The organism is Streptomyces sp. NPDC001634, assembly GCF_040298185.1.
Classification (GTDB): Bacteria; Actinomycetota; Actinomycetes; order Streptomycetales; family Streptomycetaceae; genus Streptomyces.
The window spans coordinates 52792-78751 of the sequence record NZ_JBEOZU010000012.1; the positions used below are offsets into that span (position 1 = coordinate 52792).

At 69.4% G+C, this 25960-nt stretch carries 27 protein-coding genes and 1 pseudogene; 21 read left to right on the top strand and 7 right to left on the bottom strand.

Annotated elements, in window-relative coordinates; all coding sequences use genetic code 11:
• The first annotated feature begins 9 nt into the window (after positions 1 to 9).
• The 9 genes from ABT186_RS10365 to ABT186_RS10405 all read left to right on the top strand — a co-directional run bounded on the left by ABT186_RS10365 (position 10) and on the right by ABT186_RS10405 (position 10821).
• Positions 10 to 801 (top strand): enhanced serine sensitivity protein SseB, encoded by a 792-nt coding sequence (locus ABT186_RS10365; protein ID WP_351231936.1) that lies wholly within the window; start codon positions 10 to 12, stop codon positions 799 to 801.
• Positions 802 to 991: 190 nt separating this feature from the next.
• Positions 992 to 1750, top strand: a complete 759-nt coding sequence (locus ABT186_RS10370) for an enhanced serine sensitivity protein SseB C-terminal domain-containing protein (RefSeq protein ID WP_351231964.1) — start codon at positions 992 to 994, stop codon at positions 1748 to 1750.
• Positions 1751 to 2095: 345 nt separating this feature from the next.
• Positions 2096 to 3103, top strand: coding sequence for an ABC transporter permease (locus ABT186_RS10375; protein ID WP_351231934.1), 1008 nt, complete (start codon positions 2096 to 2098; stop codon positions 3101 to 3103).
• Between the two features lie 67 nt (positions 3104 to 3170).
• Positions 3171 to 4964, top strand: a complete 1794-nt coding sequence (locus ABT186_RS10380) for an ABC transporter substrate-binding protein (protein ID WP_351231932.1) — start codon at positions 3171 to 3173, stop codon at positions 4962 to 4964.
• A gap of 110 nt (positions 4965 to 5074) precedes the next feature.
• Positions 5075 to 6073 (top strand): ABC transporter permease, encoded by a 999-nt coding sequence (locus ABT186_RS10385; protein ID WP_351237502.1) that lies wholly within the window; start codon positions 5075 to 5077, stop codon positions 6071 to 6073.
• Positions 6070 to 7164 (top strand): ABC transporter ATP-binding protein, encoded by a 1095-nt coding sequence (locus tag ABT186_RS10390; protein WP_351237500.1) that lies wholly within the window; start codon positions 6070 to 6072, stop codon positions 7162 to 7164. The genes ABT186_RS10385 and ABT186_RS10390 overlap by 4 nt, the downstream gene beginning before the upstream one ends.
• The gene (locus ABT186_RS10395; RefSeq protein ID WP_351924485.1) at positions 7161 to 8453 is read left to right on the top strand and encodes an ABC transporter ATP-binding protein; all 1293 of its coding nucleotides are present in this window, start codon (positions 7161 to 7163) and stop codon (positions 8451 to 8453) included. The genes ABT186_RS10390 and ABT186_RS10395 overlap by 4 nt, the downstream gene beginning before the upstream one ends.
• 209 nt (positions 8454 to 8662) lie before the next feature.
• The gene (locus tag ABT186_RS10400; RefSeq protein WP_351237496.1) at positions 8663 to 10054 is read left to right on the top strand and encodes a M1 family metallopeptidase; all 1392 of its coding nucleotides are present in this window, start codon (positions 8663 to 8665) and stop codon (positions 10052 to 10054) included.
• 68 nt (positions 10055 to 10122) lie between these two features.
• A complete protein-coding gene (locus tag ABT186_RS10405; RefSeq protein WP_351924541.1) occupies positions 10123 to 10821 on the top strand; it encodes a trimeric intracellular cation channel family protein in 699 nt (232 codons plus the stop codon).
• A 286-nt stretch (positions 10822 to 11107) separates the two neighbouring features.
• On the opposite strand, the pseudogene ABT186_RS10410 reads toward ABT186_RS10405, so the two are convergent.
• Positions 11108 to 11911: pseudogene (locus ABT186_RS10410) on the bottom strand (alpha/beta hydrolase); the annotation flags it as partial.
• 251 nt (positions 11912 to 12162) lie between these two features.
• Between ABT186_RS10410 and ABT186_RS10415 the strand changes: the two are divergent.
• On the top strand, positions 12163 to 13023 hold the full coding sequence (locus ABT186_RS10415; protein WP_351228257.1) for a thioesterase family protein: 861 nt from the start codon (positions 12163 to 12165) through the stop codon (positions 13021 to 13023).
• Here the strand turns inward: ABT186_RS10415 and ABT186_RS10420 are convergent.
• The gene (locus ABT186_RS10420) at positions 13010 to 13594 is read right to left on the bottom strand and encodes a TIGR03086 family metal-binding protein (RefSeq protein WP_351228255.1); all 585 of its coding nucleotides are present in this window, start codon (positions 13592 to 13594) and stop codon (positions 13010 to 13012) included. The genes ABT186_RS10415 and ABT186_RS10420 overlap by 14 nt on opposite strands.
• Before the next feature lie 101 nt (positions 13595 to 13695).
• On the opposite strand from ABT186_RS10420, the gene ABT186_RS10425 reads away from it, so the two are divergent.
• Together ABT186_RS10425 and ABT186_RS10430 are read left to right on the top strand one after the other, a co-directional pair.
• Positions 13696 to 14673 carry a helix-turn-helix transcriptional regulator gene (locus ABT186_RS10425; protein ID WP_351228253.1) on the top strand — a complete coding sequence of 326 codons (978 nt, stop codon included), beginning with the start codon at positions 13696 to 13698 and terminating at the stop codon, positions 14671 to 14673.
• 139 nt (positions 14674 to 14812) lie between these two features.
• Positions 14813 to 15211 carry a hypothetical protein gene (locus ABT186_RS10430; protein ID WP_351924487.1) on the top strand — a complete coding sequence of 133 codons (399 nt, stop codon included), beginning with the start codon at positions 14813 to 14815 and terminating at the stop codon, positions 15209 to 15211.
• Between the two features lie 83 nt (positions 15212 to 15294).
• Here the strand turns inward: ABT186_RS10430 and ABT186_RS10435 are convergent, their stop codons facing one another.
• Positions 15295 to 15921, bottom strand: coding sequence for a TetR family transcriptional regulator (locus tag ABT186_RS10435; protein ID WP_351924489.1), 627 nt, complete (start codon positions 15919 to 15921; stop codon positions 15295 to 15297).
• A 134-nt stretch (positions 15922 to 16055) separates the two neighbouring features.
• Between ABT186_RS10435 and ABT186_RS10440 the strand changes: the two genes are divergently transcribed.
• From ABT186_RS10440 to ABT186_RS10455, 4 genes are all read left to right on the top strand, one after another.
• Entirely contained in the window at positions 16056 to 16223 is a 168-nt protein-coding gene (locus ABT186_RS10440) for a hypothetical protein (RefSeq protein ID WP_351228247.1), read from the top strand.
• Positions 16224 to 16262: 39 nt separating this feature from the next.
• On the top strand, positions 16263 to 16550 hold the full coding sequence (locus ABT186_RS10445) for a DUF4190 domain-containing protein (RefSeq protein WP_351228245.1): 288 nt from the start codon (positions 16263 to 16265) through the stop codon (positions 16548 to 16550).
• A gap of 82 nt (positions 16551 to 16632) precedes the next feature.
• Entirely contained in the window at positions 16633 to 17796 is a 1164-nt protein-coding gene (locus ABT186_RS10450; protein WP_351228244.1) for a cysteine desulfurase family protein, read from the top strand.
• Positions 17797 to 17905: 109 nt separating this feature from the next.
• Positions 17906 to 18307 (top strand): DUF1304 family protein, encoded by a 402-nt coding sequence (locus ABT186_RS10455; protein WP_351228243.1) that lies wholly within the window; start codon positions 17906 to 17908, stop codon positions 18305 to 18307.
• Here the strand turns inward: ABT186_RS10455 and ABT186_RS10460 are convergent.
• Both ABT186_RS10460 and ABT186_RS10465 read right to left on the bottom strand, forming a co-directional pair.
• On the bottom strand, positions 18304 to 19800 hold the full coding sequence (locus ABT186_RS10460) for a multicopper oxidase family protein (protein ID WP_351924491.1): 1497 nt from the start codon (positions 19798 to 19800) through the stop codon (positions 18304 to 18306). The genes ABT186_RS10455 and ABT186_RS10460 overlap by 4 nt on opposite strands.
• Before the next feature lie 193 nt (positions 19801 to 19993).
• Positions 19994 to 20728, bottom strand: coding sequence for an N-acetylmuramoyl-L-alanine amidase (locus ABT186_RS10465; protein WP_351228239.1), 735 nt, complete (start codon positions 20726 to 20728; stop codon positions 19994 to 19996).
• Between the two features lie 61 nt (positions 20729 to 20789).
• On the opposite strand from ABT186_RS10465, the gene mnmA reads away from it, so the two are divergent.
• The gene (gene mnmA, locus ABT186_RS10470; RefSeq protein WP_351228237.1) at positions 20790 to 21914 is read left to right on the top strand and encodes a tRNA 2-thiouridine(34) synthase MnmA; all 1125 of its coding nucleotides are present in this window, start codon (positions 20790 to 20792) and stop codon (positions 21912 to 21914) included.
• A gap of 14 nt (positions 21915 to 21928) precedes the next feature.
• Here mnmA and ABT186_RS10475 read toward each other — a convergent pair whose 3' ends face one another.
• Both ABT186_RS10475 and ABT186_RS10480 read right to left on the bottom strand, forming a co-directional pair.
• Positions 21929 to 22708 carry an alpha/beta fold hydrolase gene (locus tag ABT186_RS10475; RefSeq protein WP_351924493.1) on the bottom strand — a complete coding sequence of 260 codons (780 nt, stop codon included), beginning with the start codon at positions 22706 to 22708 and terminating at the stop codon, positions 21929 to 21931.
• Between the two features lie 37 nt (positions 22709 to 22745).
• Entirely contained in the window at positions 22746 to 23069 is a 324-nt protein-coding gene (locus tag ABT186_RS10480) for a DUF427 domain-containing protein (protein ID WP_351228233.1), read from the bottom strand.
• A gap of 50 nt (positions 23070 to 23119) precedes the next feature.
• On the opposite strand from ABT186_RS10480, the gene ABT186_RS10485 reads away from it, so the two are divergent.
• From ABT186_RS10485 to ABT186_RS10500, 4 genes are all read left to right on the top strand, one after another.
• Positions 23120 to 23659 carry an LOG family protein gene (locus ABT186_RS10485; RefSeq protein WP_351228231.1) on the top strand — a complete coding sequence of 180 codons (540 nt, stop codon included), beginning with the start codon at positions 23120 to 23122 and terminating at the stop codon, positions 23657 to 23659.
• Between the two features lie 15 nt (positions 23660 to 23674).
• Positions 23675 to 24373 carry an SDR family oxidoreductase gene (locus ABT186_RS10490; RefSeq protein ID WP_351228229.1) on the top strand — a complete coding sequence of 233 codons (699 nt, stop codon included), beginning with the start codon at positions 23675 to 23677 and terminating at the stop codon, positions 24371 to 24373.
• Positions 24370 to 24771 carry a hypothetical protein gene (locus ABT186_RS10495; RefSeq protein ID WP_351924495.1) on the top strand — a complete coding sequence of 134 codons (402 nt, stop codon included), beginning with the start codon at positions 24370 to 24372 and terminating at the stop codon, positions 24769 to 24771. The genes ABT186_RS10490 and ABT186_RS10495 overlap by 4 nt, the downstream gene beginning before the upstream one ends.
• Positions 24772 to 24945: 174 nt before the next feature.
• Positions 24946 to 25953 (top strand): methionine synthase, encoded by a 1008-nt coding sequence (locus tag ABT186_RS10500; RefSeq protein WP_351924497.1) that lies wholly within the window; start codon positions 24946 to 24948, stop codon positions 25951 to 25953.
• Positions 25954 to 25960 lie beyond the last annotated feature (7 nt).

The following is a 25960-nucleotide window of genomic DNA, read 5'->3' on the forward strand; positions in this document are numbered from 1 at the left end:
GGTAGGCAGATGGACTTCCCGGCGGACCTTCCCTTGGACTTCCCCGCACAGGCGCACCCCCATTCGCACGGCGGATGGCCGGGCAACGAGCTGGAGGAGGCGCTCTCAGCCTCCATCGGCATCCCCTCGGCCGGAGCCCGGATCGTCGAGGTCCTCGGCCGCAGCTTTCTCTGGGTGCCACTGCCCAACGGCGGCGGCCCGCACAGCGGCCCCCTCGACCTGCCCACGCTGGAGATCGAGGGCCAGGCGTACGTCCCGGTCTTCAGCTCGGAGGAGCAGTTCCGCCAGGTCGTGGGGAACCACATGTCGTACACGATCGCGCCCGCCGTGGAGTTCGCCCGCGGGCTGCCCCCGCAGGTCGGTATCGCGGTCAACCCGGACGGCGTGGTCGGCGTGCCGCTGCCGCCGGACGCGGTGGCCGAGCTGTGCGTGGCCGGGCGCACCGCGCTCGACGGGCCCGCGAGCGGCGGCCGTGTCCGCCTGTTCGAACCCGACTGGCAGGACGACCCGGTGGACTTTCTCGCCGCCGCGTCCGCCGAGTTCGCGGCGACCGGAGTGGTGCTCACCGCGCGCCGCTGCCTGGCCGCGATCGAGACCGCGGACCCGGTGATGTTCGTCGGCGTGGAACTGTCCGAGTGGGAGGGTGACCTCCGTGCCCTCCCCATGGAGGCCCTGGGCCGGGCTCTGGGCAAGGTCGCGGTGGAGTGGCCGGTGAACCTGGTACTCCTGGACGTGGCCCAGGACCCGGTGGGGGACTGGATGAGGGAAAGGGTCCGGCCTTTCTATCAGTACGGTCACTGAAGCGAGCCCCTGAAGGGGCGCGGGAACTGCGCGACCAGCCACGATGCGCCGGCACCCGTCGGACGGCAGCGAGCCCCGAGCCCGTAGGCGCTTAAGCTGGTTTCATATGCGGGGCGAGTCTTCAGCGAAGGGGCGGTAAAGGGTGAGCGGGGCGAGCGCGAGCGGCACCGCGGCCGGGCAGGTCGAGCACATGCTGCGCCAGGTGACGCCCGGGCGTTACGACGCCTACGAGTCGCTCCTGCGCGCGCTCGCGACCCCCTCGTCCGGCCAGGTCTGGATGCTGCTGTGGCACGGCCAGGCCGGCTCGCCCGACGCCCAGTACGGAAACATGGAGGTGGACGGCTACGGCTACGCGCCCTGCGTCACCTCCGCCCAGGAACTCTCGGCCAGCGGCTGGAACCGTTCGTACGAGGTCGTCGACGGGCTCGACGTGGCCCGCACCCTCTACCCGGACCACTACGGCCTGTGGCTGAACCCGCACGCGCCGGGCGGCGGCGTCGGCATCCCCTGGCTGGATCTGCGGCGCATCGCCACCGGTCTGGAGCGCCAGCCCGCCGGACCGCTGCGGCTGTCCGAACCGGCCATCGAGGTCCCGCAGTTCTACGCCCTGCTCACGCAGAACGCGCATCGCACGCCCGCCGTGCGCTCGCTGCGCCGCGCCTGGGTGCAGCCCGCCCTCGGCGCCCCCTATCTGGCGATCGGCCTGGACGTGTACGACACGTCGCCGCCCGCCGTCGACTCGGTGCGCGCGATGATGCAGCAGTCCATCGCCGCCGTCCCCGAGGGGCTGCCGGTGTCGACCGTCGCGATGTCGGACGAGTACGACCCGGTCGCGATGTGGCTCCGCGCCGGCTCCCGTCCGTTCTACGACCGCGAGGCCCACGCCGCCCCGGCCCAGGCCCCCGCGGCGGGCGGTTACGGCTACCCACCGGCGCGCGGCACGTACTGACGCCGGACCCTGACCCCGGAATCCGACCCCGGACCGTGCCCACGGTCGGCGGTGTCCGGCAGTGAGAGCACTTCTCCGCGCGTAGATGAGGGGGGATTATCGCGCTCTGTCGTGATGTGTCCCGATTGACCCGCGTCCGACCCCCGTTACCCGCTGTTCGGATAACGGAACCCTCCAGCCCGCATCACGTTTATGCATCCATTCACCTCCAAGTCTGGCAACAGATCGCCAGAGCGTTGAAGACTCCGGCTTCAGGGGTTCGCCCCTGTGTACGACGGACTGAATCATGCCGCCACAGCGGCAAGCGCGGGCCGGTCACCACCGGTTGAGAGGGGTCCCTGCCAGATGACGGCACCATTGCACGAGCCGACCGCGGAAGCGGCCCCGAGTGCTGCTGAGGAAGCGGCTGTAGCCGGAGCCGACGCCAAGGCCGTACAGGGACGTTCCCTGGGCCGGATCGCCTGGGAGCGCCTCAAGCGCGACAAGCTCGCCCTGACGGGCGGCATCATCGTGCTCGTGCTGATCCTGATCGCGATCCTCGCGCCGGTGATCACGAACCTGGTCGGGCAGGACCCCGACGCGTACCACGAGAACTTGATCGACCCGCTGTTCGGAACGCCCAAGGGTTCCCTGGGTGGCATCAGCGGCGACCACCTCCTCGGCGTCGAACCGGTCAACGGCCGCGACATCTTCGCCCGTATCGTCTACGGCGCGCAGATCTCGCTCCTCGTGGGCTTCCTCTCCGCGCTGGTGGCGGTCGTCCTCGGCACCGTGCTGGGCATCCTCGCCGGCTTCTTCGGCGGCTGGGTGGACTCGGTCATCAGCCGGATCATGGACGGTCTGCTTGCCTTCCCGCAGCTGCTGTTCATCATCGCGCTGGTCTCGGTGATGCCGAACCAGATGCTGGGCCTGACCGGCACGGGCGTGCGCGTCTTCGTGATGATCCTGGTCATCGGCTTCTTCGGATGGCCCTACGTGGGACGCGTGGTGCGCGGTCAGACGCTCTCGATGCGCGAACGCGAGTACGTCGAGGCGGCCCGCTCTCTCGGCGCCGGGCGGTTCTACATCCTCTTCAAGGAGCTGCTGCCCAACCTCGTGGCGCCGATCATCGTGTACACGACGATGATGATCCCGACCAACATCCTCACCGAGGCCGCCCTGAGCTTCCTGGGTGTGGGCGTCAAGCCGCCCACGGCCTCCTGGGGCCAGATGCTCTCGAACGCGATCGACTACTACGACTCGGACCCCATGTACATGGTGGTCCCCGGCGTGGCGATCTTCATCACCGTGCTCGCCTTCAACCTCTTCGGTGACGGCGTGCGTGACGCGCTGGACCCCAAGGGCTCCCGCTGAACTGCCGTACCCCCAGCGACCCGTGGAACTGCACGGGGTCTCTCATCTATCCGGAGGATCCGAGATCGTGACTACCGAACGCACCTCAGGGCGGCGCAAGCAGGCTTTGGCCGCTGCCGCCGCGGTCGCCGCGCTGCTGACCACGGCGGCGTGCGGCGGAGGCGGCAACAGCGACGGCGGTTCGAAGAACGGCGCGGCCGGCTTCGACGCCGCCAACAACAAGGTCGCCCAGGCCTCGGCGGTGAAGAAGGGCGGCGAGCTGAAGTTCGCGGCCGCCCAGGACGCCGACTTCTGGGACACCACGCGCGGCTACTACGGCTTCGCATGGAACTTCATGCGCTACTACAGCCGTCAGCTGGTCAGCTTCAAGACCGAGCCCGGTGCCGCGGGTGCCCAGCTCACGCCGGACCTCGCCACCGACATGGGCAAGGTCTCCGACGACGGCAAGACCTACACCTTCACCCTGCGCGACGGGGCCACCTGGGAGGACGGCAAGCCGGTCACCTCCCAGGACATCAAGTACGGCATCGAGCGCGTCTGGGCGCAGGACGTTCTCTCCGGCGGTCCGGTCTACCTCCAGCAGGTGCTCGACCCCAAGAACACCTACAAGGGCCCGTACAAGGACACCTCCAAGGACCACCTGGGCCTGAAGGCGATCGACACGCCCGACGCCAAGACGATCGTCTTCCACCTGCCCGAGGCCAACTCGGACTTCCTGCAGATGCTCGCGCTGACCTCGGCGTCCCCGGTCCGCCAGGACATGGACACCAAGGCCAAGTACACGCTGCACCCCTTCTCCTCCGGCCCGTACAAGTTCCAGTCGTACGACCCGGGCAAGTCGCTGGTCCTGGTCCGCAACACCAACTGGAAGGCGTCCTCGGACCCGATCCGCAAGGCGTACCCGGACAAGATCAGCATCAAGTTCTTCACGAACGCCAACGACATGGACCAGCGCCTGATCGCTGGTGACTACGACCTGGACCTGGGCCAGACCGGCATGTCGCCGCAGGGCCGCACCATCGCCCTGAAGGAGCACAAGGGCAACCTGGACAACCCGGTCTCCGGCTACATCCGTTACGCGGTCTTCCCGCAGAGCGTGAAGCCGTTCGACAACATCCACTGCCGCAACGCGGTGATCTACGGGGCCGACCACGTCTCCCTGCAGACGGCGCGTGGTGGCCCGATCGCCGGTGGTGACATCGGCACCAACATGCTGCCGCCGTCCGTGCCGGGCTCCGAGGGCCAGAAGTACGACCCGTTCCAGATCGCCACCGCGAACAAGAACGGCAACGCAGACAAGGCCAAGGAAGAACTGAAGGCCTGCGGTCAGCCGAACGGCTTCAGCACCACCATCGCCGTCCGCAACAACAAGCCGGTCGAGGTGGCCACCGCCCAGTCGCTCCAGGCGTCGCTGAAGAAGGTCGGCATCAACGCCCAGATCGACCAGTACGACGGCTCGCAGACCACCGGCGTCATCGGTAGCCCCGACAACGTGAAGAAGAAGGGCTACGGCATCATCATCATGGGCTGGGGTCCGGACTTCCCGTCCGTCCAGGGCTTCGGTCTGCCGCTGTGGGACAGCAAGTACATCCTGCAGAGCGGTAACAACAACTACGCCCTGATCAAGGACAAGACCATCGACGGTCTGTTCGACCAGTACGTCAAGGCGCTGGACGACTCGAAGAAGACCGAGCTGTCCACCGAGATCAACCACAAGGTCATGGAGGGCGGCTACTACCTGCCCTTCGTCTTCGAGAAGTTCATCAACTGGCGCGGGAGCAACCTGGCGAACGTGTACACGACCAACGCGTACAGCGGTCAGTACGACTTCGTCAACCTGGGCCTGAAGTCCACGAAGTAAACCCGGCACACCCGCCGAACGGCACGAAAGGCAGGTGAAGGCCGGCGCGGCGTGACCGCGGGCCACCGGACAACCTCCGGTGGCCCGCGGTCCGCGGCGGGCCGTAAGCCGTGTTCACTTACCTCATCAGGCGGCTGATCGCCGCCGCAGTGATGCTCGTGGTCATCATCCTGGTGGTCTTCAGCATCTTCTTCCTTGTCCCGAAGTGGGCGGGCGTCGACATCGCCACGAGCTTCGTGGGCAAGCAGGCCGACCCTGCCGCCGTCGAGGCCGTGCGGGAGAAGCTGGGTCTGAGCCACCCGATCTACATCCAGGTCTGGGACTTCTTCAAGGGCATCTTCGTAGGCCGCACCTACTCGGGCGGCGGTGACGTCACCCACTGCGCCGCGCCGTGCTTCGGCTACTCCTTCCGCAGCGAACAGGCCGTCTGGCCGGTGCTCACCGACCGATTCCCGGTGACCCTGGGTCTCGCGCTCGGTGCCGCCGTGCTGTGGCTGGTCTTCGGTGTCGCGGCGGGTGTCCTGTCCGCGCTCAAGCGGGGCAGCCTGTGGGACCGCAGCGCGATGGTCGTCGCCCTCGCCGGTGTCTCGCTCCCCATCTACTTCACCGGTCTGCTCAGCCTTGCGATCTTCAGCTACGGACTGGGCTGGATCGACGCCCAGTACGTGCCCCTCTCGCAGAGCTTCACCGGCTGGCTGGGCGGCATGATCCTGCCGTGGATCACCCTCGCCTTCCTCTACGCGGCGATGTACGCACGCATCACCCGCGCCACCATGCTGGAGATCCTGGGTGAGGACTACATCCGCACGGCCCGAGCGAAGGGTCTCAAGGAGCCGGTCGTCATCGGCAAGCACGCCATGCGTTCGACCATGACGCCCATCCTCACCATGCTGGGCATGGACCTCGGCGCCCTCATCGGCGGCGCGGTCCTGACCGAGACCACGTTCAGCCTCCCCGGCCTCGGCCAGAAGGTGCTGGACGCGATCAAGAACCAGGACCTCCCCTTCATCCTGGGCGTCACCCTGATCACCTCGCTCGCGGTGATCGTCGCCAACCTCGTGGTGGACTTCCTGTACGCCGTGATCGACCCCCGAGTGAGGCTCGCATGACCGAACTCAGCAAGACCGGAGCCGTGGGCGAGCCCACGGACGCTTCGCCGGCCCCGTCCGCCTTCCTGGAAGTGCGCGACCTGAAGGTGCACTTCCCGACGGACGACGGCCTGGTCAAGTCCGTCGACGGGCTCAGCTTCCAGCTGGAGAAGGGCAAGACCCTCGGCATCGTGGGCGAGTCGGGTTCCGGCAAGTCGGTGACGTCGCTCGGCATCATGGGTCTGCACACCGCCGGCCAGTACGGCAAGCGCAAGGCGCAGATATCCGGTGAGATCTGGCTGAACGGCACCGAGCTGCTGTCGGCCGATCCCGACCATGTGCGCAAGTTGCGCGGCCGCGACATGGCGATGATCTTCCAGGACCCGCTGTCCGCGCTGCACCCGTACTACACGATCGGTCAGCAGATCGTGGAGGCGTACCGCATCCACCACGACGTCGACAAGAAGACCGCCCGCAAGCGGGCGATCGAGATGCTCGACCGGGTGGGCATCCCGCAGCCGGACAAGCGTGTGGACAACTACCCGCACGAGTTCTCCGGCGGTATGCGCCAGCGCGCGATGATCGCGATGTCGCTGGTGAACAACCCCGAACTGCTCATCGCGGACGAGCCGACCACCGCCCTCGACGTGACCGTCCAGGCGCAGATCCTCGACCTCATCCGTGATCTGCAGAAGGAGTTCGGCTCCGCGGTCATCATCATCACCCACGACCTGGGCGTCGTTGCCGAGCTGGCCGACGACATCCTGGTGATGTACGGCGGCCGCTGCGTGGAGCGCGGTCCGGCGGAGAAGGTGTTCTACGAGCCCCGGCACCCCTACACCTGGGGCCTGCTCGGCTCGATGCCGCGCCTGGACCGTGAGCAGCAGGAGCGACTCATCCCGGTCAAGGGCTCGCCGCCCTCCCTGATCAACGTCCCGTCCGGCTGCGCCTTCAACCCCCGCTGCCCGTACGCGGACATCCCCAAGGACGACGTCACCCGCACGGTCCGCCCCGAGCTGACCGAGGTCGGCAGCCGGCACTGGGCCGCCTGCCATATGAGCCAGGAGCAGCGGGAGCGTATCTGGACCGAAGAGATTGCGCCGAAGCTGTGAGCGAGAACCCCAAGGACGCAGCGGTGACCATCCCCGCGCAGAGCGGCGGTGCCACCCTCAACAAGGACGCCGCCCCCGGCGAGACCCTGCTGAAGGTGACCGGGCTCCAGAAGCACTTCCCGATCAAGAAGGGCCTGCTCCAGCGGCAGGTCGGTGCGGTGCGCGCGGTCGACGGCATCGACTTCGAGGTCAAGTCCGGTGAGACCTTGGGCGTCGTGGGCGAGTCGGGCTGCGGCAAGTCGACGATGGGCCGGCTGATCACCCGGCTGCTGGAGCCGACCGCCGGAACGATCGAGTTCGAGGGTAAGGACATCACGCACCTCGGGGTGAGCGGGATGCGCCCGCTGCGCCGCGATGTGCAGATGATCTTCCAGGACCCGTACTCGTCGCTCAACCCGCGCCACACCATCGGCACCATCGTCGGCGCTCCCTTCCGGCTCCAGGGCGTTACGTCCGAGGGCGGCATCAAGAAGGAAGTGCAGCGGCTGCTGTCGGTCGTGGGTCTCAACCCCGAGCACTACAACCGCTATCCGCACGAGTTCTCCGGCGGTCAGCGCCAGCGCATCGGCATCGCCCGCGCGCTCGCGCTCAACCCGAAGCTCGTCGTGGCGGACGAGCCGGTCTCCGCGCTCGACGTGTCGATCCAGGCGCAGGTCGTCAACCTGCTCGACGACCTCCAGCAGGAGCTGGGCCTGACGTACGTGATCATCGCGCACGACCTGTCGGTCGTCCGGCACGTCTCGGACCGGATCGCGGTGATGTACCTCGGCAAGATCGTGGAGCTGGCCGACCGCGAGTCGCTGTACAAGGCGCCGATGCACCCGTACACCAAGGCGCTGATGTCGGCGGTGCCGATCCCGGACCCGAAGCGCAAGTCGGCGAAGAGCGAGCGCATCCTGCTCAAGGGCGACGTGCCCTCGCCGATTTCGCCGCCGAGCGGCTGCCGCTTCCACACGCGGTGCTGGAAGGCGACGGAGATCTGCAAGACCACCGAGCCGCAGCTGCTGGAGCTGAAGCCGGGCCAGCGGGTGGCCTGCCACCACCCGGAGAACTTCGAGGACCAGGCCCCGCAGGACACGGTCCTGCTGAGCGTGGCCAAGGAGGCGGCCGAACTGGTCGCCGACGAGGTGCTGGCGGAGTCGGCGGAGACGTCGGCGGCGGTGGCCGCGGAGGTGCAGGCGGAGGCGGAGGCGGCCGAGGCCGCATCTGCGGAGACCACCGAGGCTGCCGAGGCTGCTTCCGAGGAGCCGGACGCGTCGGGGGAGTCGGAAACCGACGCTCAGAAGTAAAGAGAAGAACTCACCGCGGCGTTGCCCCGGTGACCGGATCTCCGGTCACCGGGGCAACGCAGTTGGTGCGTCCCTCGGACCGACGAACCGTCAGGAGTCAATCAGCCGGTAACACATGACAAGTTGGTAAAGTCATGTGCATGACTGAACGGGGGAGCGCAGAGTCGGGCGTGTCCGCTTGATCGGCAGCACGCTCGAAGGGACGACTCATGGCACTCTCCCGTTCGGCACGATTAGGGGTCCTCGTCACCGCGGCGGCCTCCTTCCTGGTCATCGCCGCCTCCTCCGCCCCGTCCCCAGGCGCCGACGGCATCGGCGACTCCTACTTCCCGCAACTGGGCAACGGCGGTTTCGACGCCCGCCACTACGCCCTGGACGTGGCGTACAACCCGGACACCGCCCGCCTCGACGGCCGTACGACGATCACGGCGCGGGCCACCCAGAGCCTCACCTCCTTCGACCTCGACCTGCAGAAGCTGGAGGTCACGAAGATCGAGGTGAACGGCAGACGCGCGGCCTTCACGCGCTCGGGCGACGAGATCCGTATCACCCCGCGCGGCATCCTCCCCAAGGGCAGGGACTTCACGGTCACGGTCACCTACGGCGGCATACCCGAACCCCTCGGCGGGCCCATCGTCTTCGGCTCCAAATACGGGTGGATGAAGACATCCGACGGTGTCTTCGTCGCCTGTGAGCCCAACGCCGCCTCCACCTGGTTCCCGTCCAGCGACCACCCCTCCGACAAGGCCACCTACGACATCCGCATCAAGGCCCCCAAGGGCCTGACCGCCGTCTCCAACGGCCGCCTGATATCGACGTACGACAAGGGCGACCAGACCGTGACCCACTGGCGGGAGTCAAAGCCGATGGCGACGTACCTGGCGACGGCGACCATCGGCAAGTTCGACGTGCGGACCGGGAAGACCCCGTCGGGGATCCCGATCTACGTCGCCATCGACCCGGTGCTCGCGAACAGCAACAGCGTCGACGTGTACGCCGTCACCGCCGAGGCCACCGACTACTGGTCGCAGGTCTTCGGCCCGTATCCCTTCGAGGAGACCGGCGCCATCGTGGACGACATGCCCGAGGCCGGCTTCTCGCTGGAGGTCCAGTCGAAGCCCGCGTACTCGGCCGTCCGCTCCGAGACGACCATCGTGCACGAACTGGCCCACCAGTGGTTCGGCGACTCGGTCTCGGTGGAGCGCTGGAAGGACATCTGGCTCAACGAGGGCTTCGCGTCCTACGCCCAGTGGCTGTGGGCCGAGCACAAGGGCACCCGCTCGGCGCACGACTCCTTCCTCGCGGCGTACAACGCCCGCCCCGCCGACAACGCCTTCTGGCAGATCGAGGTGGCCGACCCGCAGCGCGACACCATGTTCGCCTCCGCGGTCTATCAGCGCGGTGCGATGACGCTCCAGGCGCTGCGCGAGCGCATCGGCGACACCGCGTTCTTCAAGCTCCTGCCCGCCTGGACGAAGCTCCACAGGTACGGGAACGCCAACACCGAGGACTTCATCCGGCTCGCGGAGAAGGTCTCGGGGCAGAAGCTGGACGACCTCTTCCAGAAATGGATCTTCACCACCGGGAAGCCCGCACTGTAACCTCGGCGTTTCAAGGCCGATGCCTTGCTTTGTAAGGTGCACACCCTTCAATGGGTGAGAATGTAAGGGTGCTCCAGCAACTGTTCAGCCCCTCCGTCCAGCACACGCTCGATCTCGTGGGCATCTTCGTCTTCGCGATCTCCGGCGCTCTGCTGGCCGTCCGCAAGAACTTCGACGTCTTCGGCATCGCCGTGCTCGCCGAGGTCACCGCGCTGGGCGGAGGGGTGTTCCGCGATCTGGTCATCGGTGCTGTGCCGCCTGCCGCGTTCACCGACCTGGGGTACTTCCTGACCCCGCTGCTCGCCGCCCTCCTGGTCTTCTTCCTCCACCCGCAGGTGGAGCGCATCCAGGTCGCCGTCAACGTCTTCGATGCGGCCGGCCTCGGCCTGTTCTGCGTCGCCGGGACGACGAAGGCGTACGACTACGGGCTGGGCCTGACGGCGTCCGCCGCCCTCGGCCTCGGTACGGCCGTGGGCGGCGGTGTCCTGCGTGACATCCTCGCCAACGAGGTGCCCTCGCTGCTGCGCTGGGACCGCGACCTGTACGCGGTACCGGCGATCGTCGGCGCCACGATGGTGGTTCTCTGCATCCGCTACGACGCGCTGACCCCGCTCACCTCGGGGCTCGCGGTCGTCACCGCTTTCGTACTACGCCTGATGGCGATGAGGTTCCACTGGCGAGCTCCGCGCGCTTGGAACCGGCGGTCCAATGTGGCTGAGGAAGACTCCCCGTCGACTGGCCGGTCATCTGCTGGGTCAGCCAGGTGAACACCGTGGGGATCTGCGGCCGCCACAGGGCCATGCTGTGGCCGCCGGCGCTGCGCGGGATCAGCACCGCGCGCACGACCGTCGGCGGCTTGGCGATCGACTCCAGCGCCTCGGCCGCCTGGTAGCCGTCGCCGTTCTCGCCGGACAGGTAGAGCGAGATACGGGGCGGGGTGTGGTAGCCCCTCAGCAGGAAGTAGGGGTTGTTGGCCCGACGCATCGCGACGCTCTTCGCCGCGAGCGAGTTGCGCTCGCCGATCGGGTCGTTGTAGCCGGACAGGCTGATCGCGGCCCGGTAGCGGTCGGGGTGCGCGGTCACGAGCTTCGCCGCGCAGTGCGCTCCCGCGGAGTAACCGGCGGCCGCCCAGCCGTTCGGAGCGGACTCGGCGCGGAAGTTGTCCGTCACCATCTTGGGTACGTCGATGCTGAGCCAGGTGTCGGCGTTCACGGCGCCCGGGACGTTCGCGCAGCCCGTGTCGACCTTGGCGATCAGGTTGGTGCGCGGGGACACCAGGATGAACGGCGCCACCTGCCCGCTCTTCATCAGCGGCAGCAGCTGCTCGTGCACCTTCAGTGACCCGAACCACGCCTTCGCCGAGCCCGGGTAGCCCGACAGCAGCTCCACCACCGGGAACTTCTTGTCCTTGTAGGCGGGGTCGTTGTACTGCGGCGGCAGCCAGACATAGACCTCGGCCTCGACGCCCGACACCCGCCCCTTGAGCTGGGTGACCTGCACCCCGCCCGCCGCGTGCATCCCCGGCCCGTCAGCCGGGGTGAAGTTCTGGTGGACCTTCGGCAGGGCCTTGACCTGGATGCCGCCGGTACCGTCCTTGCCGAGGTCGGCGGCCTGCTCCACATGGTTGCCCGTGCCGAGCAGATCGGACCAGTTGTCGTAGAGGCTGTTGGCGTTGTTCACCAGGACGAAGACCAGGGTGACCGCCGTGACCTGTGCGAACAGCAGCATGGCGACCCGGACGGCGTTGCGCAGGATCAGCGGGCCGCGGACCCGGGACCACAGGAACAGCGGCAGGATGAGGGCGATCACCAAGAGGACGATCGACGTGATGAGGAACGGCGTCCCAGTCAGGCTCATCGGCGTATCCGGCTCTTCCTGTGAACGGAGGAAACAAGCTGTACGTCTTCTGAGAGGGGACAGGGGGGCTCTCGGTCACGGACGAGTGCGGACACTTACCGAGAAATTGCCAAAACCTCACCTATGGATGGCTGGATTCCTGCAGGTGTTCGCAGGTCTGTGCCGAGGTCCGCGCAAGCGTTCAGGGGAACGTCATACAGCGGAAACACCCAAAGCTACTGCTTAGTAATTTCTTGTTGTACCGTTCAGCCATGCCAGAAGCAGCTACCGCACAGGCCACGCGGGCCACGATCGGCGACAGCGAGTTCGACCGCGACACCGCGGTCACCCTCCGGGAACCCGGCGTCTACGACATCGACCTCTCCGCCGGCTGGACGATCATCAGTGCCGTCAACGGCGGCTATCTGCTGGCCGTGCTGGGCCGCGCCCTCGCGGACGCCCTGCCGCACCGCGACCCGTTCACGATCTCCGCGCACTACCTCACGGCGTCCCAGCCGGGTCCCGCGGTGATCCGCGCGGACGTCGTCCGCACCGGCCGTACTCTCTCCACGGGCCAGGCCTCTCTCTTCCAGTATGACGACGAGGGCAACGAGGTCGAACGGATTCGCGTCCTCGCCTCTTACGGTGACCTGGACTCCCTGCCCGACGACGTCCGTACGAGCGCGCAGCCGCCCGTCCTCCCGCCGATGGACCAGTGCTTCGGGCCCGAAGACGGCCCCACACCGGTCGACGGCAGCTCGGCCATCACCGAGCGGCTGATGCTCAAGCTCGACCCCGCCACGCTGGGCTGGGCGCTCGGGGCGCCGTCCGGGAAGGGCGAGATGCGGGCCTGGTTCGGGCTCGCCGACGGCCGCGACGCGGACCCGCTCTCGCTGCTCCTCGCGGTGGACGCGCTGCCGCCCACCGCCTTCGAACTCGGTATCTCCGGCTGGGTGCCGACCGTCGAGCTGACCGTGCACGTACGGTCCCGTCCGGCGCCGGGACCGCTGCGGGTGTCGATCACCACACGCAACCTCGCAGGCGGCTTCCTGGAGGAGGACGCGGAGGTCTGGGACAGCGCGAACCGCCTGGTCGCCCAGTCCCGGCAGCTGGCGCGGGTCAGGCTGCGCTGAGCGCCGTCCGGCCCAGCCAGGCCGCCAGACGGCCGTAGGCGTCGGCCTCTTCGGGGGCCGGACGGACCGGACCGAAGGGCGTCTGGTCGTCGCGCCCCTCGGCGGGCAGTACGCGCCGGGCCACGGCGAACGCGAACTCGGCCAGTTCCGTGTCGAGTCCGTGCGGATGGCCCAGGGCCTCGGAGAGGTCCCAGGTGTGCGTGACGAGCTCCATCACATAACCGGAGAGCGCAGCGTGCCCCGGGACCTCCCCCCACGGCACGCGTACCGCCGCCGTCATCCGGTCGTCGCCCTCCCAGGCCCCGAGGACCCGCGCCCGCACCTCGTCGTAGGCGCCGGCCCAGCCGTCGTCCTCGACCCCGTCGGCGAACGGGTGTACGGCCATCCCGTCGCCGCCCTCGCCGACGACCGCGATACGGCGGGTGCCGCCCACGATGTGGCTCAGCAGCGCACGGACGTCGAACTCGGTACAGGGCGTGGGATCGGTCAGCTGCTCCGGCCGTACTGTCTTGATCAGCGCGGCCGCCTGCTCGGTGGCGCGGGCGTACACGGGGCGGGGATCGATGTTCATGGCGGTCCTCTCGGTGAGTGGGTGCCATGAGAGTCCCCTCATAACCTGACAGTTTCCGTCAACATTTGCGCGGTCCCTCGCGGCACCGCGATTCTGGGCCGGTGAAGTCCGACCGCCTGCTCTCGATCCTCCTGCTGCTCCAGACCCGGGGCCGCGTCCCCGCCCATGAACTCGCCGAGCGGCTGGAGGTGTCGGTGCGCACCATCTACCGCGACATCGAGGCCCTGTCGGCCTCCGGCGTCCCGGTGTACGCGGAGCGCGGACGGCACGGCGGCATCGAACTGCTCGCCGGTTTCCGTACGGACGTCACGGGACTGACCGCCGACGAGTCCCGCGCCCTGTTCATCCTGGCCGCGCAAGGCGCGCACGCGGCCCTGGGCCTGGATGCGGCCCTCGGCTCCGCGCTGCGCAAGGTGATGGCTGCGATGCCCGCCCCGCACCGGCCCGCCGCCGAGGCCACCAGCCGCCGCATCCTGGTCGACGCCACGCGATGGAAGGGCGGACCGCAGCGCGCCGTCGACCTGGACACCCTCCAGGACGCGGTCTTCGCCGACCGCCGGCTGCGGCTGCGCTACCGGCACAGCGGCGAGCGCGAGGCGCGGACGTACACCGTCGACCCGTACGGGCTCGTCTCGAAGGCCGGGGTCTGGTACCTGGTCGCCGACCGGCGTGCGAAACCCCAGCTCTTCCGCGCCGACCGGGTGCAGTCCGCCACGCTCCTGGACGATCCCGTGAAGCGGCGGCCGGGCGTAGAGCTCGCCGACGCCTGGGAGGTGGTGCGCCGCCAGGTGGAGGAGCGCCCCGGCGGACTCGACGTCACCGTACGGGTCCGGCGGGACCGCCTCGACATGTTCCTGCGCATCATGGCCTCGGCGCTGGTCGGACTTCCTGATGACGACGGCGAGAGCGAGTGGGTGACCGCGCGGCTGTCGTACGGCTTTGTCCGCGAGGTCCGTCAACTGCTCGCGTTCTCCGACCGGGTGGAGGTGCTCTCCCCGCCGGAAGCGCGCGAGGAACTGGCGGCCGCCGCCGCTTCTGTCACGAGGCTGTACCAGCCAGTCGCCGAGGGGCGTTCCTGAAGTCCCCGGTCAGTGCGGTCTCTTGGGGTGCGCTTTACCCGACGCACAGGCCGGGGACAGAAGGGTCCCAAGGAAGCCCCAGGCGCCGTTGATTGAGTGCCCGCCTCAGGAATCCTCATCTTCCTTGGAGTTGTTTCTCATGAAGCGTGTGCGTCTCGTCCCCGCGGTGGCCCTGCTGGCGCTCTCGCCCCTCGTCCTGACGGCGTGCGGCTCCGGCGGCTCGTCGTCCTCGAACGGCGGCAACTCCGGGCAGCAGCAGGCCTGTCAGGCCCCGTCCGGTATGCCGACCGGCGGCGCCTCCGGCCGGCCGAGCGGCGCCCCGTCGGGTGCCCCCTCGGGCGCGCCCACGGGTGCGGCGGCGTCGGGCAGGCCCACCGGCAAGCCGACGTGCACCCCTTCGGGCATGCCGTCCGGCGCGCCCGGCGGCGGCCAGGGCGGCGGCCAGGGCGGTCCCGGCGGCGGGCAGGGCGGCGGCTGCGGCGGACCGGGCGGCGGGCAGCCGGGCGGTCAGGGGCAGCAGCAGGCGCAGCAGGGCTGACCCCGGACTGCGTACGAACGAACTGCTTACGACAGGGGCGGCGCGCTCGGTGGACGGGCGCGCCGCCCCTGTGCGTTTCCCGGTCAGTCCATCCAGTGGTGGCGGCCGATGCTGATCAGCCGCATCCGCTGGACCGCCATCCGGGTCACCCGGTCCCGCTCCTCGGCGGAACCCTCCAGCGCCTCCAGGAACTGGGAGGCCGTCATCAGCATCTGGTCGACGTAGAGGCCGGCCAGCATCAGCAGGTCCTCGTCGCTCCACTCCTCGGCCTCGGGGTGCTCGGCCAGTGCGACGCTCACCTCCTCGGCGAACCGGGCCAGTTGCCGCCGGATCGCCTCCCGCACGGGCTGGACGCCGCCGTGCCGCTCGCGCGCGATGAACCGTACGTGTGCAGGGTGCGCGTCCACATGACGTGCGATCAGGTCGACGGCGCGCGCGATGCGTTCGTCGCTGTCCCCGGCCGCGGAGACGGTGGACTCGATCATCGGGTGCAGGCTGCCGAGGGCCTCCTCGACCAGTTCCACGCCGAGGTCCGCGGTCGAGCGGAAGTGCCGGTAAAAGGCGGTCGGGGCGACGCCGACCGCGCGGGTGACCTCGCGCAGGCCCAGGCTGCTCAGGCTCTGCTCCTCCAACAGTCCGAGTGCCGCGTCCAGGAGCGCCTGCCGGGTCTTCTGCTTCTGGGCCTGTCGGATGCCGAGGGTGTGACTCATGCCATGCAGTTAACAACTGTTCTCTGGAATTTAAAAGCCGTCGGACGCGCTAGACTCAGAAGTCAGTGAACAAGTGTAACCACAACCGTTCACCGAAACCTCACCAGAGGTATCTCGGAGGGGGACCTCATCCCATGTTGTTCTTCGTTGCCGCACTTCTGCTGCTGGGCGCCGTCCTGGGCACCGTGGCCCATGCGCCGCTCTCCTTCACCCTCGTCGCCGCGGCCGTCATCGGCGCCTGGCTCGTGGTCTTCGCGGTCCGCGAGCGGCACGGGCGCCGGCGCCACCCGTCGGCGCACTGATCCGCCGTACCCCAACCGACCTGTCGGGAGCTGACCGTCATGCAACTCACCGCCGCACGAACCGAGGACACCGCCGCACCGGCCCGCCGCACCGGAGAGCGCGACGCGGACGGCATGGCCGTCGCGTCCTTCATCCTGGGCCTGCTCGGCCTTCTCGTGCTGAACATCTTCCTGGGCCCGATCGCCATCGCCCTGGCGGCAGTGGCCCTGTGGCGCGGCACGAACCGCCGGGGCCGCGCCTTCCTGGGCATGGGTCTGGGCATCGCGGACCTGGTCGTCCTGGTGACCTTCATACAGCTGGACAACACGGTGTCCTGGAGCTTCTAGGGGGCATCGCCGCGGGCGCGGTTGCCCCTGGGTCCGGCTGCACGCAGGGCGAGAGGAGGTCGGCCCTAGAATTGGGCCCACCATGGCTTACCTCGACCACGCCGCGACCACCCCGATGCTCCCCGAGGCTGCAGAGGCGCTCACCGCGCACCTCGGCATCACCGGCAACGCCTCCTCGCTGCACGCATCCGGCCGTCGGGCGAGGCGAACCGTGGAAGAGGCCCGCGAGACCCTTGCCGAAGCGCTGGGCGCCCGCCCCAGCGAGGTCGTCTTCACCTCCGGCGGCACGGAGGCCGACAATCTCGCCGTGAAGGGCCTGTACTGGTCCCGCCGCGACGCCGACCCGGCCCGCACCCGCGTTCTTGCGAGCCCCGTCGAACACCACGCGGTCCTCGACGCCGTCGACTGGCTCGGCGAACACGAGGGCGCCACGGTCGAGTACCTGCCCGTCGACTCCTACGGCCGCGTCCACCCGGAGGCCCTGCGCGAGGCGATCGCCCGCAACCCCGAGGACGTGGCCCTGGCCACCGTGATGTGGGCGAACAACGAGATCGGCACGGTCATGCCGGTCCGCGAACTGGCCGATGTGGCAGGGGAGTTCGGCGTACCGCTGCACTCCGACGCGGTCCAGGCCTTCGGCCAGGTCCCGGTCGACTTCGAGGCCTCGGGCCTCGCCGCCATGACCGTCTCCGGCCACAAGATCGGCGGCCCGTACGGCATCGGCGCGCTGCTCCTCGGCCGCGAGTACAGCCCCGTACCGGTGCTGCACGGCGGCGGCCAGGAACGTCATGTGCGCTCCGGCACCCTCGATGTGCCGGCCGTCGCCTCCTTCGCGGTCGCCGGACGGCTCGCCGCCGAGCAGCGCGAGTGGTTCGCCCGTGAGATCGGCGCCCTGCGCGACGACCTCATCACCGCGGTCCGTGCGGCCGTCCCGGACGCGATCCTCGGCGGAGACCCGGTGGACCGGCTCCCGGCCAACGCCCACTTCACGTTCCCGGGCTGCGAGGGCGACTCCCTGCTCCTGCTGCTGGACGCGCAGGGCATCGAGTGCTCCACGGGCTCCGCCTGCACGGCCGGAGTCGCCCAGCCGAGCCATGTCCTTCTCGCCACCGGCACCGATCCGGACCTCGCCCGCGGCACCCTGCGCTTCTCCTTCGGCCACACGTCCACGGAGGCCGACGTCGAGGCGGTCGCCAAGGCGATCGGCCCCGCGGTGGAGCGGGCCCGCACGGCCGGCCTGACCTAGGAGTACCAGGCCCGGTCGTCGAACTCGATACGACCTGGCGGCGCTCGCGCCGGCGCGCGGTTCTGCGCGCGCCCTGCCGGGCCCCAGGCCGCGGCGGACACTCCGGACCGTGAACGTCGTCACTCAGGTCTTCGCTGCGATCGCGGCCCTGACGCATATCGCCGTGGGCACGCTGGAGCGCTTCTTCTACGACCGGCCGGCCGTCCGCGTCTTCCTCACGACCTCCACCGCCGACGCACCCGAAGTCACCCTGTGGCGCTCCGGGGTGGCCGTCTACAACGTCCTGCTCTGCCTGGGCCTTGTCGCCGGGGTCGTCGCGCTGCACACCGGCGCCCCGGCGGCCGGCCGCACCCTGATCCTCTACGTCTGCGCGTTCCTGATCGCGTCCGCGCTCGCCTTCGTCGCCACCTTCCCGCGTCTGTGGCGCGGTGCCCTGGGCCAGGGAGGGGCTGCCGCCGGCGGTCGCCCTGCCGGCGGCAGCCCTGTACTGACCGGGGCCGGTGCGTGCTAGCTCTCCGTCACCATGAGGGAGGCCATCATGCCCTCGTCCTCGTGCTGAAGGAGATGACAGTGCAGCATGTACATGTACGTGTCATCGGAGAAGTCGGTGAACTCCATGGCGATCTCGATGGATCCGCCGCCGACCACCTCGTACGTGTCGTACCAGCCGAGCTCGACGCCGGTGGGATCCTCGCCGTTGATGGAGATCAGCTGATACGGCACGTCATGCAGATGGAACGAGTGTTCCAGCTGGGTGTTGTTCTTGATCGTCCAGATCTCCTTGGAACCCAGCGTGGTGCTGATCATGGCCATGGAACTCATGCTGGTGCCGGCCGAACCGTTGATCAGCATGGTCGTGCCGCTCTGGCCGAGCGTGATCGTCCGGGCCGTGAAGTCGCTGGTGTCGTACCGGTCGATGGTGTTCAGGGTGCTGGGCAGGCTGTCCGGGGTGTCGGAGCCGCTCGCGGTCACGGTCAGGAAGTCGTACGTGCCGCTGCCGCCCCGGACCCATCCGGTGGTGACGACCGCCTGGAGGGTGACGTCGGCACTGAGGTCCATGACCATCTCGGCGCGGGCACCGGCCACCAGGCGGATGCTGGTCACTTCGGCCGCCTCGGCGAGATAACCCTGATCGGTGGCGATCTGGGTCATCGGGCCGCCGTCGCTGCGCTGCACCGTGATGATGTCGGACGGCGAGGCGTTGAGGAGCCGGAACCGGGTGCGGGTCTTTGTCGCGGTGAACGAGAGCGTGGTGTCGTCGACGTTCGTGCCGTTGCACAGCACCGGGTAGCTCAGCCCGCTGCTGAGGTAGCCGGTCAGGTTGTACTTGATGTCCCCGGAGCTGTCGGCCGCCAGGCACTGCAGGATGATCGGGATGTCGTCCACGCCGTAGTCGCTGGGCAGCGCGGCGGACGTGGTCGAGTCGTCCTCCACGATGATCATGCCCGCCAGGCCGTGCACGGCCTGCTCGGCCGTGGTGCCGAGGGCGTGCGGGTGGTACCAGAGCGTCTTGGCGTCGTCCTTGACCGTGAAGGTCGGGGACCAGGTCTTCCCGTCGGCGAACGCGACCTGGGGACCGCCGTCCATCTTGGCGGGGACGTGGGCGCCGTGGAAGTGGACCGTGGTGTCCGCCCCCAGGCTGTTGGTGATGTTGAGCAGGACGGTGTCGCCCCTGGTCCACTTCATGGTGGGGCCGAGGAACGACTGGTTGTAGCCCATGGTGCTGCTGGTGACGCCGGAGATCACCTCGGCGGTGCCGGTCCTGGCCTCCAGCGTGAACGTGGTCGTACCGTCCGAGGTCGTGCCCTCCAGGAGGTCGGGGATGGTGAGCGTGGTGGTGGCCGCGCCGGCCTTCTGCTTGCCCGCGTCGGTCAGGAACGCGATCGCCGTGCCGCCCGCCGCCGTTGCCGCCAGGCCTGCTCCGAGCATGCCGCCGAGGAACTTGCGCCGGTGCAGGCCTTTGCCCCTGCCCGCTCTGGGTGCGGGCTCTGTGGTGTGAGTCATGGCCGGGGATGCTGGCCATAAGGGCTGTGCAAAGGCTGGGGCCAACTTAGGGGGACGTCGTGGACGCTGTGCGGCCGCAGTGAGTGTGTCGGGCACTCAACTTGCTTGAAAAAAAGCCAAGTTGAAGCGTCCCCGATCGGGTGAAGGGTGTGGAACGGATCGGACACATGCTTCTCGAAGGCCGCTCACAATGTCACTGGCGAGTGATCTGAGTCACATTCGACTGTGACTGTGTCCGCGCTCCGTAAGCGCTCTCCACGCGCTGTGCCCCTGCTGTCCGAGCCCTGCGGACAAGCCCCATGTACCGGTCCCAGTCCCAGTGCGGCCCCGGATCCGTGTGGTCCGTCCCCGGCACCTCCACATGTCCGATGATGTGCCCCCGGTCGACCGGTATGCCGTACCGCCCGCATATCCCGGCCGTCAGCCGCGCCGACGCCTCGTACATCGCGTCCGTGAAGGAGGAAGCGCGCTCCACGAAGCCCTCGTGCTCGATGCCGACGCTCCGTTCGTTGTACTCCCGGTTGCCCGCGTGGAACGCCACGTCCAGCTCCCGGATCATCTGTGTGATCCGGCCGTCCCTGCGCACGATGTAGTGCGCCGCCGCGCCGTGCGCCGGGTCCTGGAACGCCTTCACCGCGCTGCGGTAGCCGCCCTGGGTGACATGGATGATCACGCGGTCTATGCCGTAGTCGTCGGGCCGGTCCGCGCGCCGCAGGTTGGCCGGTGACGCGGCCACCCACTGCGCGCCCCGGAAGTCGACCGCGCCCTCCACACGCGGCTTCTCCACGCCGGGCAGCCGCCACCACAGATGCGCCAGCTCCCTGCGCGCCAGCGCGGCCGTGCCCACCGCGGCCGCCGTGCCGCCGACGATCAGCGCCCGCCGCCCGAGCCGCCCGTCGCCGTCCCTCACCGCTTTCCGATCCCCCATGTGATCGTCAACGGATACTCACGGGCCGCGGTTCCCTTCGGCCCCGTACTCTTGAAGGGCTATGACTGACACCCCGCAGCGCCCTCTCCGTGTCCTCGCCGCCATGTCCGGTGGGGTCGACTCCGCCGTCGCCGCCGCCCGCGCCGCCGAAGTGGGCCATGACGTGACCGGCGTCCACCTCGCGCTGTCCGCGAACCCGCAGTCGTTCCGCACGGGCGCACGCGGCTGTTGCACCATCGAGGACTCGCGCGACGCCCGTCGCGCCGCGGATGTCATCGGCATCCCGTTCTATGTCTGGGATCTCGCGGAACGGTTCCGTGAGGACGTGGTCGAGGACTTCATCGCCGAGTACGAGGCCGGGCGCACCCCCAACCCCTGCCTGCGCTGCAACGAGAAGATCAAATTCGCCGCGCTGCTGGACAAGGCGCTCGCTCTCGGCTTCGACGCGGTCTGCACAGGCCACTACGCCAAGATCGTCACCCTCGACGACGGCACGCGCGAGCTGCACCGCGCCTCCGACATGGCCAAGGACCAGTCGTACGTCCTCGGTGTCCTCGACGAGAAGCAGCTGGCGCACGCACTGTTCCCCCTCGGCGACACGGTCACCACGAAGGACGAGATCCGCGCGGAGGCCGAGCGCCGGGGCCTCGCGGTAGCCAAGAAGCCCGACTCGCACGACATCTGCTTCATCGCCGACGGCGACACCCAGGGCTTCCTGGCCTCCCGTTTGGGCAAGACGGAGGGCGACATCGTCGACGAGTCCGGCGCGAAGCTGGGCACGCACGAGGGCGCGTACGGCTACACGATCGGCCAGCGCAAGGGCCTGCGGATCGGCACCCCGGCCCCCGACGGCAAGCCGCGCTACGTGCTGGACATCTCCCCGGTGAACAACACCGTGACGGTCGGACCCGCCGCCGCCCTGGACGTCACCGCCCTGACCGCCATCAAGCCCCGCTGGTGCGGCACGGCCCCGGCCGGCCCCGGCACATACACGGCCCAGCTCCGCGCCCACGGCGGCGAGACGGAGGTGACGGCGGAACTCGTCGACGGCGAACTGCGGGTGCGCTTCACCGAGCCGGTCCGCGGAGTGGCCCCAGGCCAGGCGATCGTCCTCTACGACGGCACGCGCGTCGTGGGCTCGGCGACGATCGCGTCGACCACGCGCGCGACGACCGCAGTGGTGTGACGGCCCGGGCCCCGCTAACCCGCGAAGAACTCCGCGAGGACCGGCGCGAGCACCTCGGGATCCACCATGTGGGTCTGGCCCTCCAGAGCGCGGTACGTGCCCTGGGGGGCCGCCTCCGCGACCGCCCTGGTCGCCCTGCGCAGCCACTCGGGGCTCGCACCGCCCGCGACGGCCAGGACCGGGACGGTGATCGAGGCTAGCCGCTCCCGGGGCACCAGGCCGTCGCCCATCGCGGCGTCGTCGTAGGCGAGAGTCGGTGCGATCGCCTCCATGGCGGCCCACATGGGGGACTGGCGGGCGTTCGCGATCATCTGCGGCGCCATACCGGTGAGCCTGAGGAACAGCTCGACCGCGTCCCCGCGCCTGCCCTGCGCGAGCGCCTCGGTGAGATTCCGGGTGTACTCCGCGCGCTCCTGCACCCCGCCCCCGTAGTCCGCGAACGGTGTCTCGTAGACGGCGACCTCACGGACCGGCAGTCCGCTCGCCGCCGCCCGAAGCGCCAGCGCGCCGCCCGACGAGATGCCGTACAGCGCCGCCTCGCCGCCCGCCGCCTCGATGAGCTCCGCGAGGTCCTCGACCTCGCGGGCCACCGTGTACGGCGCCGTGTCACCGCTCCCGCCACGGCCCCGGCGGTCGTACACGACGACGCTGAAGCGGTCCGAGAGGCGCGCGGCCAGGGGCGCCACCGTGGCGCCCGTGGACATCGCGCCGCTCACGAGGACGACGGCCGGGCCCTGTCCGGTGCGTTGGTACGCGATGGGCGTGCCGTCGCGCGAGATGGTCTGCTGGTCCATGTCTGTGAAGACTGCCGCAGACCGTGGCATTAATCGGTCACGACACTTCTGCTTCGTAGAAGCAGAAGTGGTCCTTGATGGGGGCGACGTCCGGCTTGGGGTCCGGATACGCCCATACGAGGTCCGCCGCGTCCGGCAGGGACCAGTAGGAGGCGGTGCCCTTGAAGGGGCAGACGGTGTGGGTGTCCGACGGGGTCAGCAGGTCGAGGCGTACGTCCTCGGCGGGGATGTAGTACCGCGGGGGACAGCCGGTCTCGCGCAGGACGAGGGGGCGGTCGCTCTCCGCCAGGACCTGTCCTCCGTGCACCACGCGCACGTGCTGGTCGCCTTGCTCGATGGTGATGGTGTGTCCTTCGGTCATACCGGAAAAGCGCTCGCGGGGCCCCGGTTGTTCCCGCGTACGGTTGCGGCATGAAAATCTGCGTCTTCCTCTCCGCCGCCGACCTCGCCGACCACTACACACGACCCGCCCGGGAATTCGCGGCACTGCTGGGCAAGGGCGGGCACACGCTTGTATGGGGCGGCTCAGACGTCGGCCTCATGAAGGTCGTGGCCGACGGGGTGCAGGAGGCGGGCGGAAGGCTGCTGGGCGTCTCCGTGGAGTTCCTGGCCGCCAAGGCCCGGGCGGGAGCCGACGAGATGGTGATCGCGAAGGACCTCGCCGAGCGCAAGAGGCTGCTGCTGGAGAACGCCGACGCTGTCGTCATCATGGTCGGCGGGACCGGGACGCTCGACGAGGCGACGGAGATCCTGGAGCTGAAGAAGCACGGGCACACCGACAAGCCGGTGGTGCTCCTGAACACGGCGGGCTTCTACGACGGACTCAAGGAGCAGTTCCGGCGCATGGAGGACGAGGGCTTCCTGCCGCGGCCGCTCGCGGACCTGGTGTTCTTCGCCCAGGAGCCGGTGGGGGCGCTGGCGTATCTGGAGGAGTCGCTCGGGATCCGCTAGGGCGGTGATGCGAGCATGGCCGACATGGCTACTCATGTGATCACCGGGGCGGGTTCCGGTATCGGCGCGGCCGTGGCCCGCCGCCTGCACGCGCGCGGGGACGACCTCGTGCTGCACGCGCGCGACGCGGGGCGGGCCAAGGAGCTGGCGGCAGAGTTCCCCGGGGCGAAGACCCTGGTGGGCGACCTCGCCGACCCCGACAGGCTGTCCTGGGCGTTCTCGCACCAGAGCCTGCCGGACCGGGTGGACTCCCTTCTGCACATCGCGGGCGTGGTCGACCTGGGCCCGGTGGGCGAGCTGACCCCGAAGGCCTGGCGCCACCAGCTCAACGTCAACCTGATCGCGCCCGCCGAGCTGACCCGCCACTTCCTGCCCCAACTGCGCACCGCACGCGGTCACGTGGTGTTCGTGAACTCGGGGGCGGGCCTGAACGCGCACGCGGACTGGTCGGCGTACGCGGCCTCCAAGCACGGCCTGAAGGCGCTCGCGGACTCCCTGCGCCACGAGGAGCACGCCAACGGCGTCCGGGTCACCTCGGTCTACCCCGGCCGCACGGCGAGCCCGATGCAGGCCAAGGTCCACCAGCAGGAGGGCAAGCAGTACGACCCCTCCCTGTGGATCGACCCCGAGTCGGTGGCGACGGCGATCCTGATGTGCCTGGACCTGCCGAGGGACGCGGAGGTCAACGACCTGACGGTGCGGCCGGGGCGATGAGCCTGGAGTGGCTGGACGACGTGGCGAGCGGTGACGAGATCCGCATCTGGCTGGACGAGGTCTGGGGGCGTACCGAGGCAGCACTGGTCCTGGAGGGCGGGGACGACGGCGGACCGCTCGCCGAGCGCCCGGTCCTGGGTGAGGTCTGCGATCCGGAGGAGCTGGCGGAGCTGCGGGCTCTGACCACGGCCGGTGACTTCCTGGACGACATCTGCCGCTGCTACGGCAGCCTGACGCTCGCCCTGCTGGACGCCGAAGGCGAGTTCATCGGGAGCGGCAGCTACCACGGCCGTACCGACATCGCCTGGGAGCGCGGCCGCTTCCGCAACAACCTCCAGGTCGCCGACCCGGCGGGGCTGCTCGACTTTCTGGAGCGGCGCGGGGCGTACCGGCGTTGAGGCCTTTCCCGGACGGTGTGACAACCAGCCCGTCCGGCGCTTGAGGACGAGGCCTGCGTCAGGCCGATGGGGGTCTGGGGGCGCAACCCCCCGGGACGGCAGCAACACCACCGGGCGCTTCCCAGCAGACGGCGCCCCGGCCGACCCCACCCCCGGAGGGCCTAGGCTGCGGGGGTGAGTGAAAACAGCCAGATCAGGTTCGGTGCCGCCACCGGCGTCGGGTCCATGCCCGGTGGGGACGCGCGGGAGGCGGCCAAGACCGTCACTGGGAGCTTCGAGGACTTCCCGTTTCTGGCCGAAATGCCGGCCCGGGGGCCCGGTGCGGACATGATCGGGCGGACCGCCGGGATGCTCGTCGACCTGTACGCGCGCGTGGAGCCCAGCGGCTGGAGGTTCGGGGACCGGCCGGGGCGGGACACCAAGCGGGCACGGTCGTGGCTCGGCGAGGACCTGGACGCCCTGGAGGAGTTCACCCAGGAGTACGAGGGGCCGCTGAAGGTGCAGGCGGTGGGGCCCTGGACGCTGGCCGCCGCGCTGGAGCTGAGGAACGGCGAGGCGGCGCTCTCCGACGTCGGCGCCTGCCGCGATCTCGCCGGGTCGCTGGCCGAGGGGCTGCGGCTCCACCTCGACGAGGTACGGCGGCGCGTGCCCGGTGCCCGGCTCGTGCTGCAGCTCGACGAGCCGTCGCTCACCTCAGTACTGCGTGGGCAGGTGAGGACCGCGAGCGGCTATCGCACCCACCGGGCCGTGGACCGGCAGGTCGTCGAAGCGACGCTGCGGGACGTCATCGGGGTTCACGCCGACGGCCCGGTCGTGGTCCACTCGTGCGCACCGGACGTCCCGTTCGCCCTCCTGCGCAGGGCGGGCGTGGCCGGGGTCTCCTTCGACTTCTCGCTCCTCACCGAGCGTGACGACGACGCGATCGGAGAGGCGGTGGAAGGGGGGACCCGGCTCTTCGTCGGCGTCGTACCGGGCACGGACGGCCCATTGTCAGACCCTGCCGGTAGCGTCATGGGTGTCAGGACGTTGTGGCGCAGGCTGGGGCTGCGTCCGGGGCTTCTCGCGGACGCGGTGACGGTCACGCCGGCGTGCGGGCTCGCGGGTGCTTCCCCGGACTACGCACGCAGGGCGCTCGCCCACTGCGTCCGGGCGGCGAGATCCCTCGCGGACAACCCAGAGTAACGGGAGG

Excerpts from the sequence above, each read along its gene's own strand:
- ABT186_RS10485 (WP_351228231.1), top strand. The coding sequence starts at position 23,120 with ATGAAAATCTGCGTCTTCCTCTCCGCCGCCGACCTCGCCGACCACTAC.
- ABT186_RS10495 (WP_351924495.1), top strand. The coding sequence starts at position 24,370 with ATGAGCCTGGAGTGGCTGGACGACGTGGCGAGCGGTGACGAGATCCGC.
- ABT186_RS10490 (WP_351228229.1), top strand. The coding sequence starts at position 23,675 with ATGGCCGACATGGCTACTCATGTGATCACCGGGGCGGGTTCCGGTATC.
- ABT186_RS10430 (WP_351924487.1), top strand. The coding sequence starts at position 14,813 with ATGAAGCGTGTGCGTCTCGTCCCCGCGGTGGCCCTGCTGGCGCTCTCG.
- ABT186_RS10475 (WP_351924493.1), bottom strand. The coding sequence starts at position 22,708 with ATGGACCAGCAGACCATCTCGCGCGACGGCACGCCCATCGCGTACCAA.
- ABT186_RS10465 (WP_351228239.1), bottom strand. The coding sequence starts at position 20,728 with ATGGGGGATCGGAAAGCGGTGAGGGACGGCGACGGGCGGCTCGGGCGG.
- ABT186_RS10390 (WP_351237500.1), top strand. The coding sequence starts at position 6,070 with ATGACCGAACTCAGCAAGACCGGAGCCGTGGGCGAGCCCACGGACGCT.
- ABT186_RS10450 (WP_351228244.1), top strand. The coding sequence starts at position 16,633 with ATGGCTTACCTCGACCACGCCGCGACCACCCCGATGCTCCCCGAGGCT.
- ABT186_RS10365 (WP_351231936.1), top strand. The coding sequence starts at position 10 with ATGGACTTCCCGGCGGACCTTCCCTTGGACTTCCCCGCACAGGCGCAC.
- ABT186_RS10375 (WP_351231934.1), top strand. The coding sequence starts at position 2,096 with ATGACGGCACCATTGCACGAGCCGACCGCGGAAGCGGCCCCGAGTGCT.
- ABT186_RS10435 (WP_351924489.1), bottom strand. The coding sequence starts at position 15,921 with ATGAGTCACACCCTCGGCATCCGACAGGCCCAGAAGCAGAAGACCCGG.
- ABT186_RS10370 (WP_351231964.1), top strand. The coding sequence starts at position 992 with ATGCTGCGCCAGGTGACGCCCGGGCGTTACGACGCCTACGAGTCGCTC.
- ABT186_RS10445 (WP_351228245.1), top strand. The coding sequence starts at position 16,263 with ATGCAACTCACCGCCGCACGAACCGAGGACACCGCCGCACCGGCCCGC.
- ABT186_RS10440 (WP_351228247.1), top strand. The coding sequence starts at position 16,056 with ATGTTGTTCTTCGTTGCCGCACTTCTGCTGCTGGGCGCCGTCCTGGGC.
- ABT186_RS10415 (WP_351228257.1), top strand. The coding sequence starts at position 12,163 with ATGCCAGAAGCAGCTACCGCACAGGCCACGCGGGCCACGATCGGCGAC.
- mnmA (WP_351228237.1), top strand. The coding sequence starts at position 20,790 with ATGACTGACACCCCGCAGCGCCCTCTCCGTGTCCTCGCCGCCATGTCC.
- ABT186_RS10480 (WP_351228233.1), bottom strand. The coding sequence starts at position 23,069 with ATGACCGAAGGACACACCATCACCATCGAGCAAGGCGACCAGCACGTG.
- ABT186_RS10400 (WP_351237496.1), top strand. The coding sequence starts at position 8,663 with ATGGCACTCTCCCGTTCGGCACGATTAGGGGTCCTCGTCACCGCGGCG.
- ABT186_RS10420 (WP_351228255.1), bottom strand. The coding sequence starts at position 13,594 with ATGAACATCGATCCCCGCCCCGTGTACGCCCGCGCCACCGAGCAGGCG.
- ABT186_RS10460 (WP_351924491.1), bottom strand. The coding sequence starts at position 19,800 with ATGACTCACACCACAGAGCCCGCACCCAGAGCGGGCAGGGGCAAAGGC.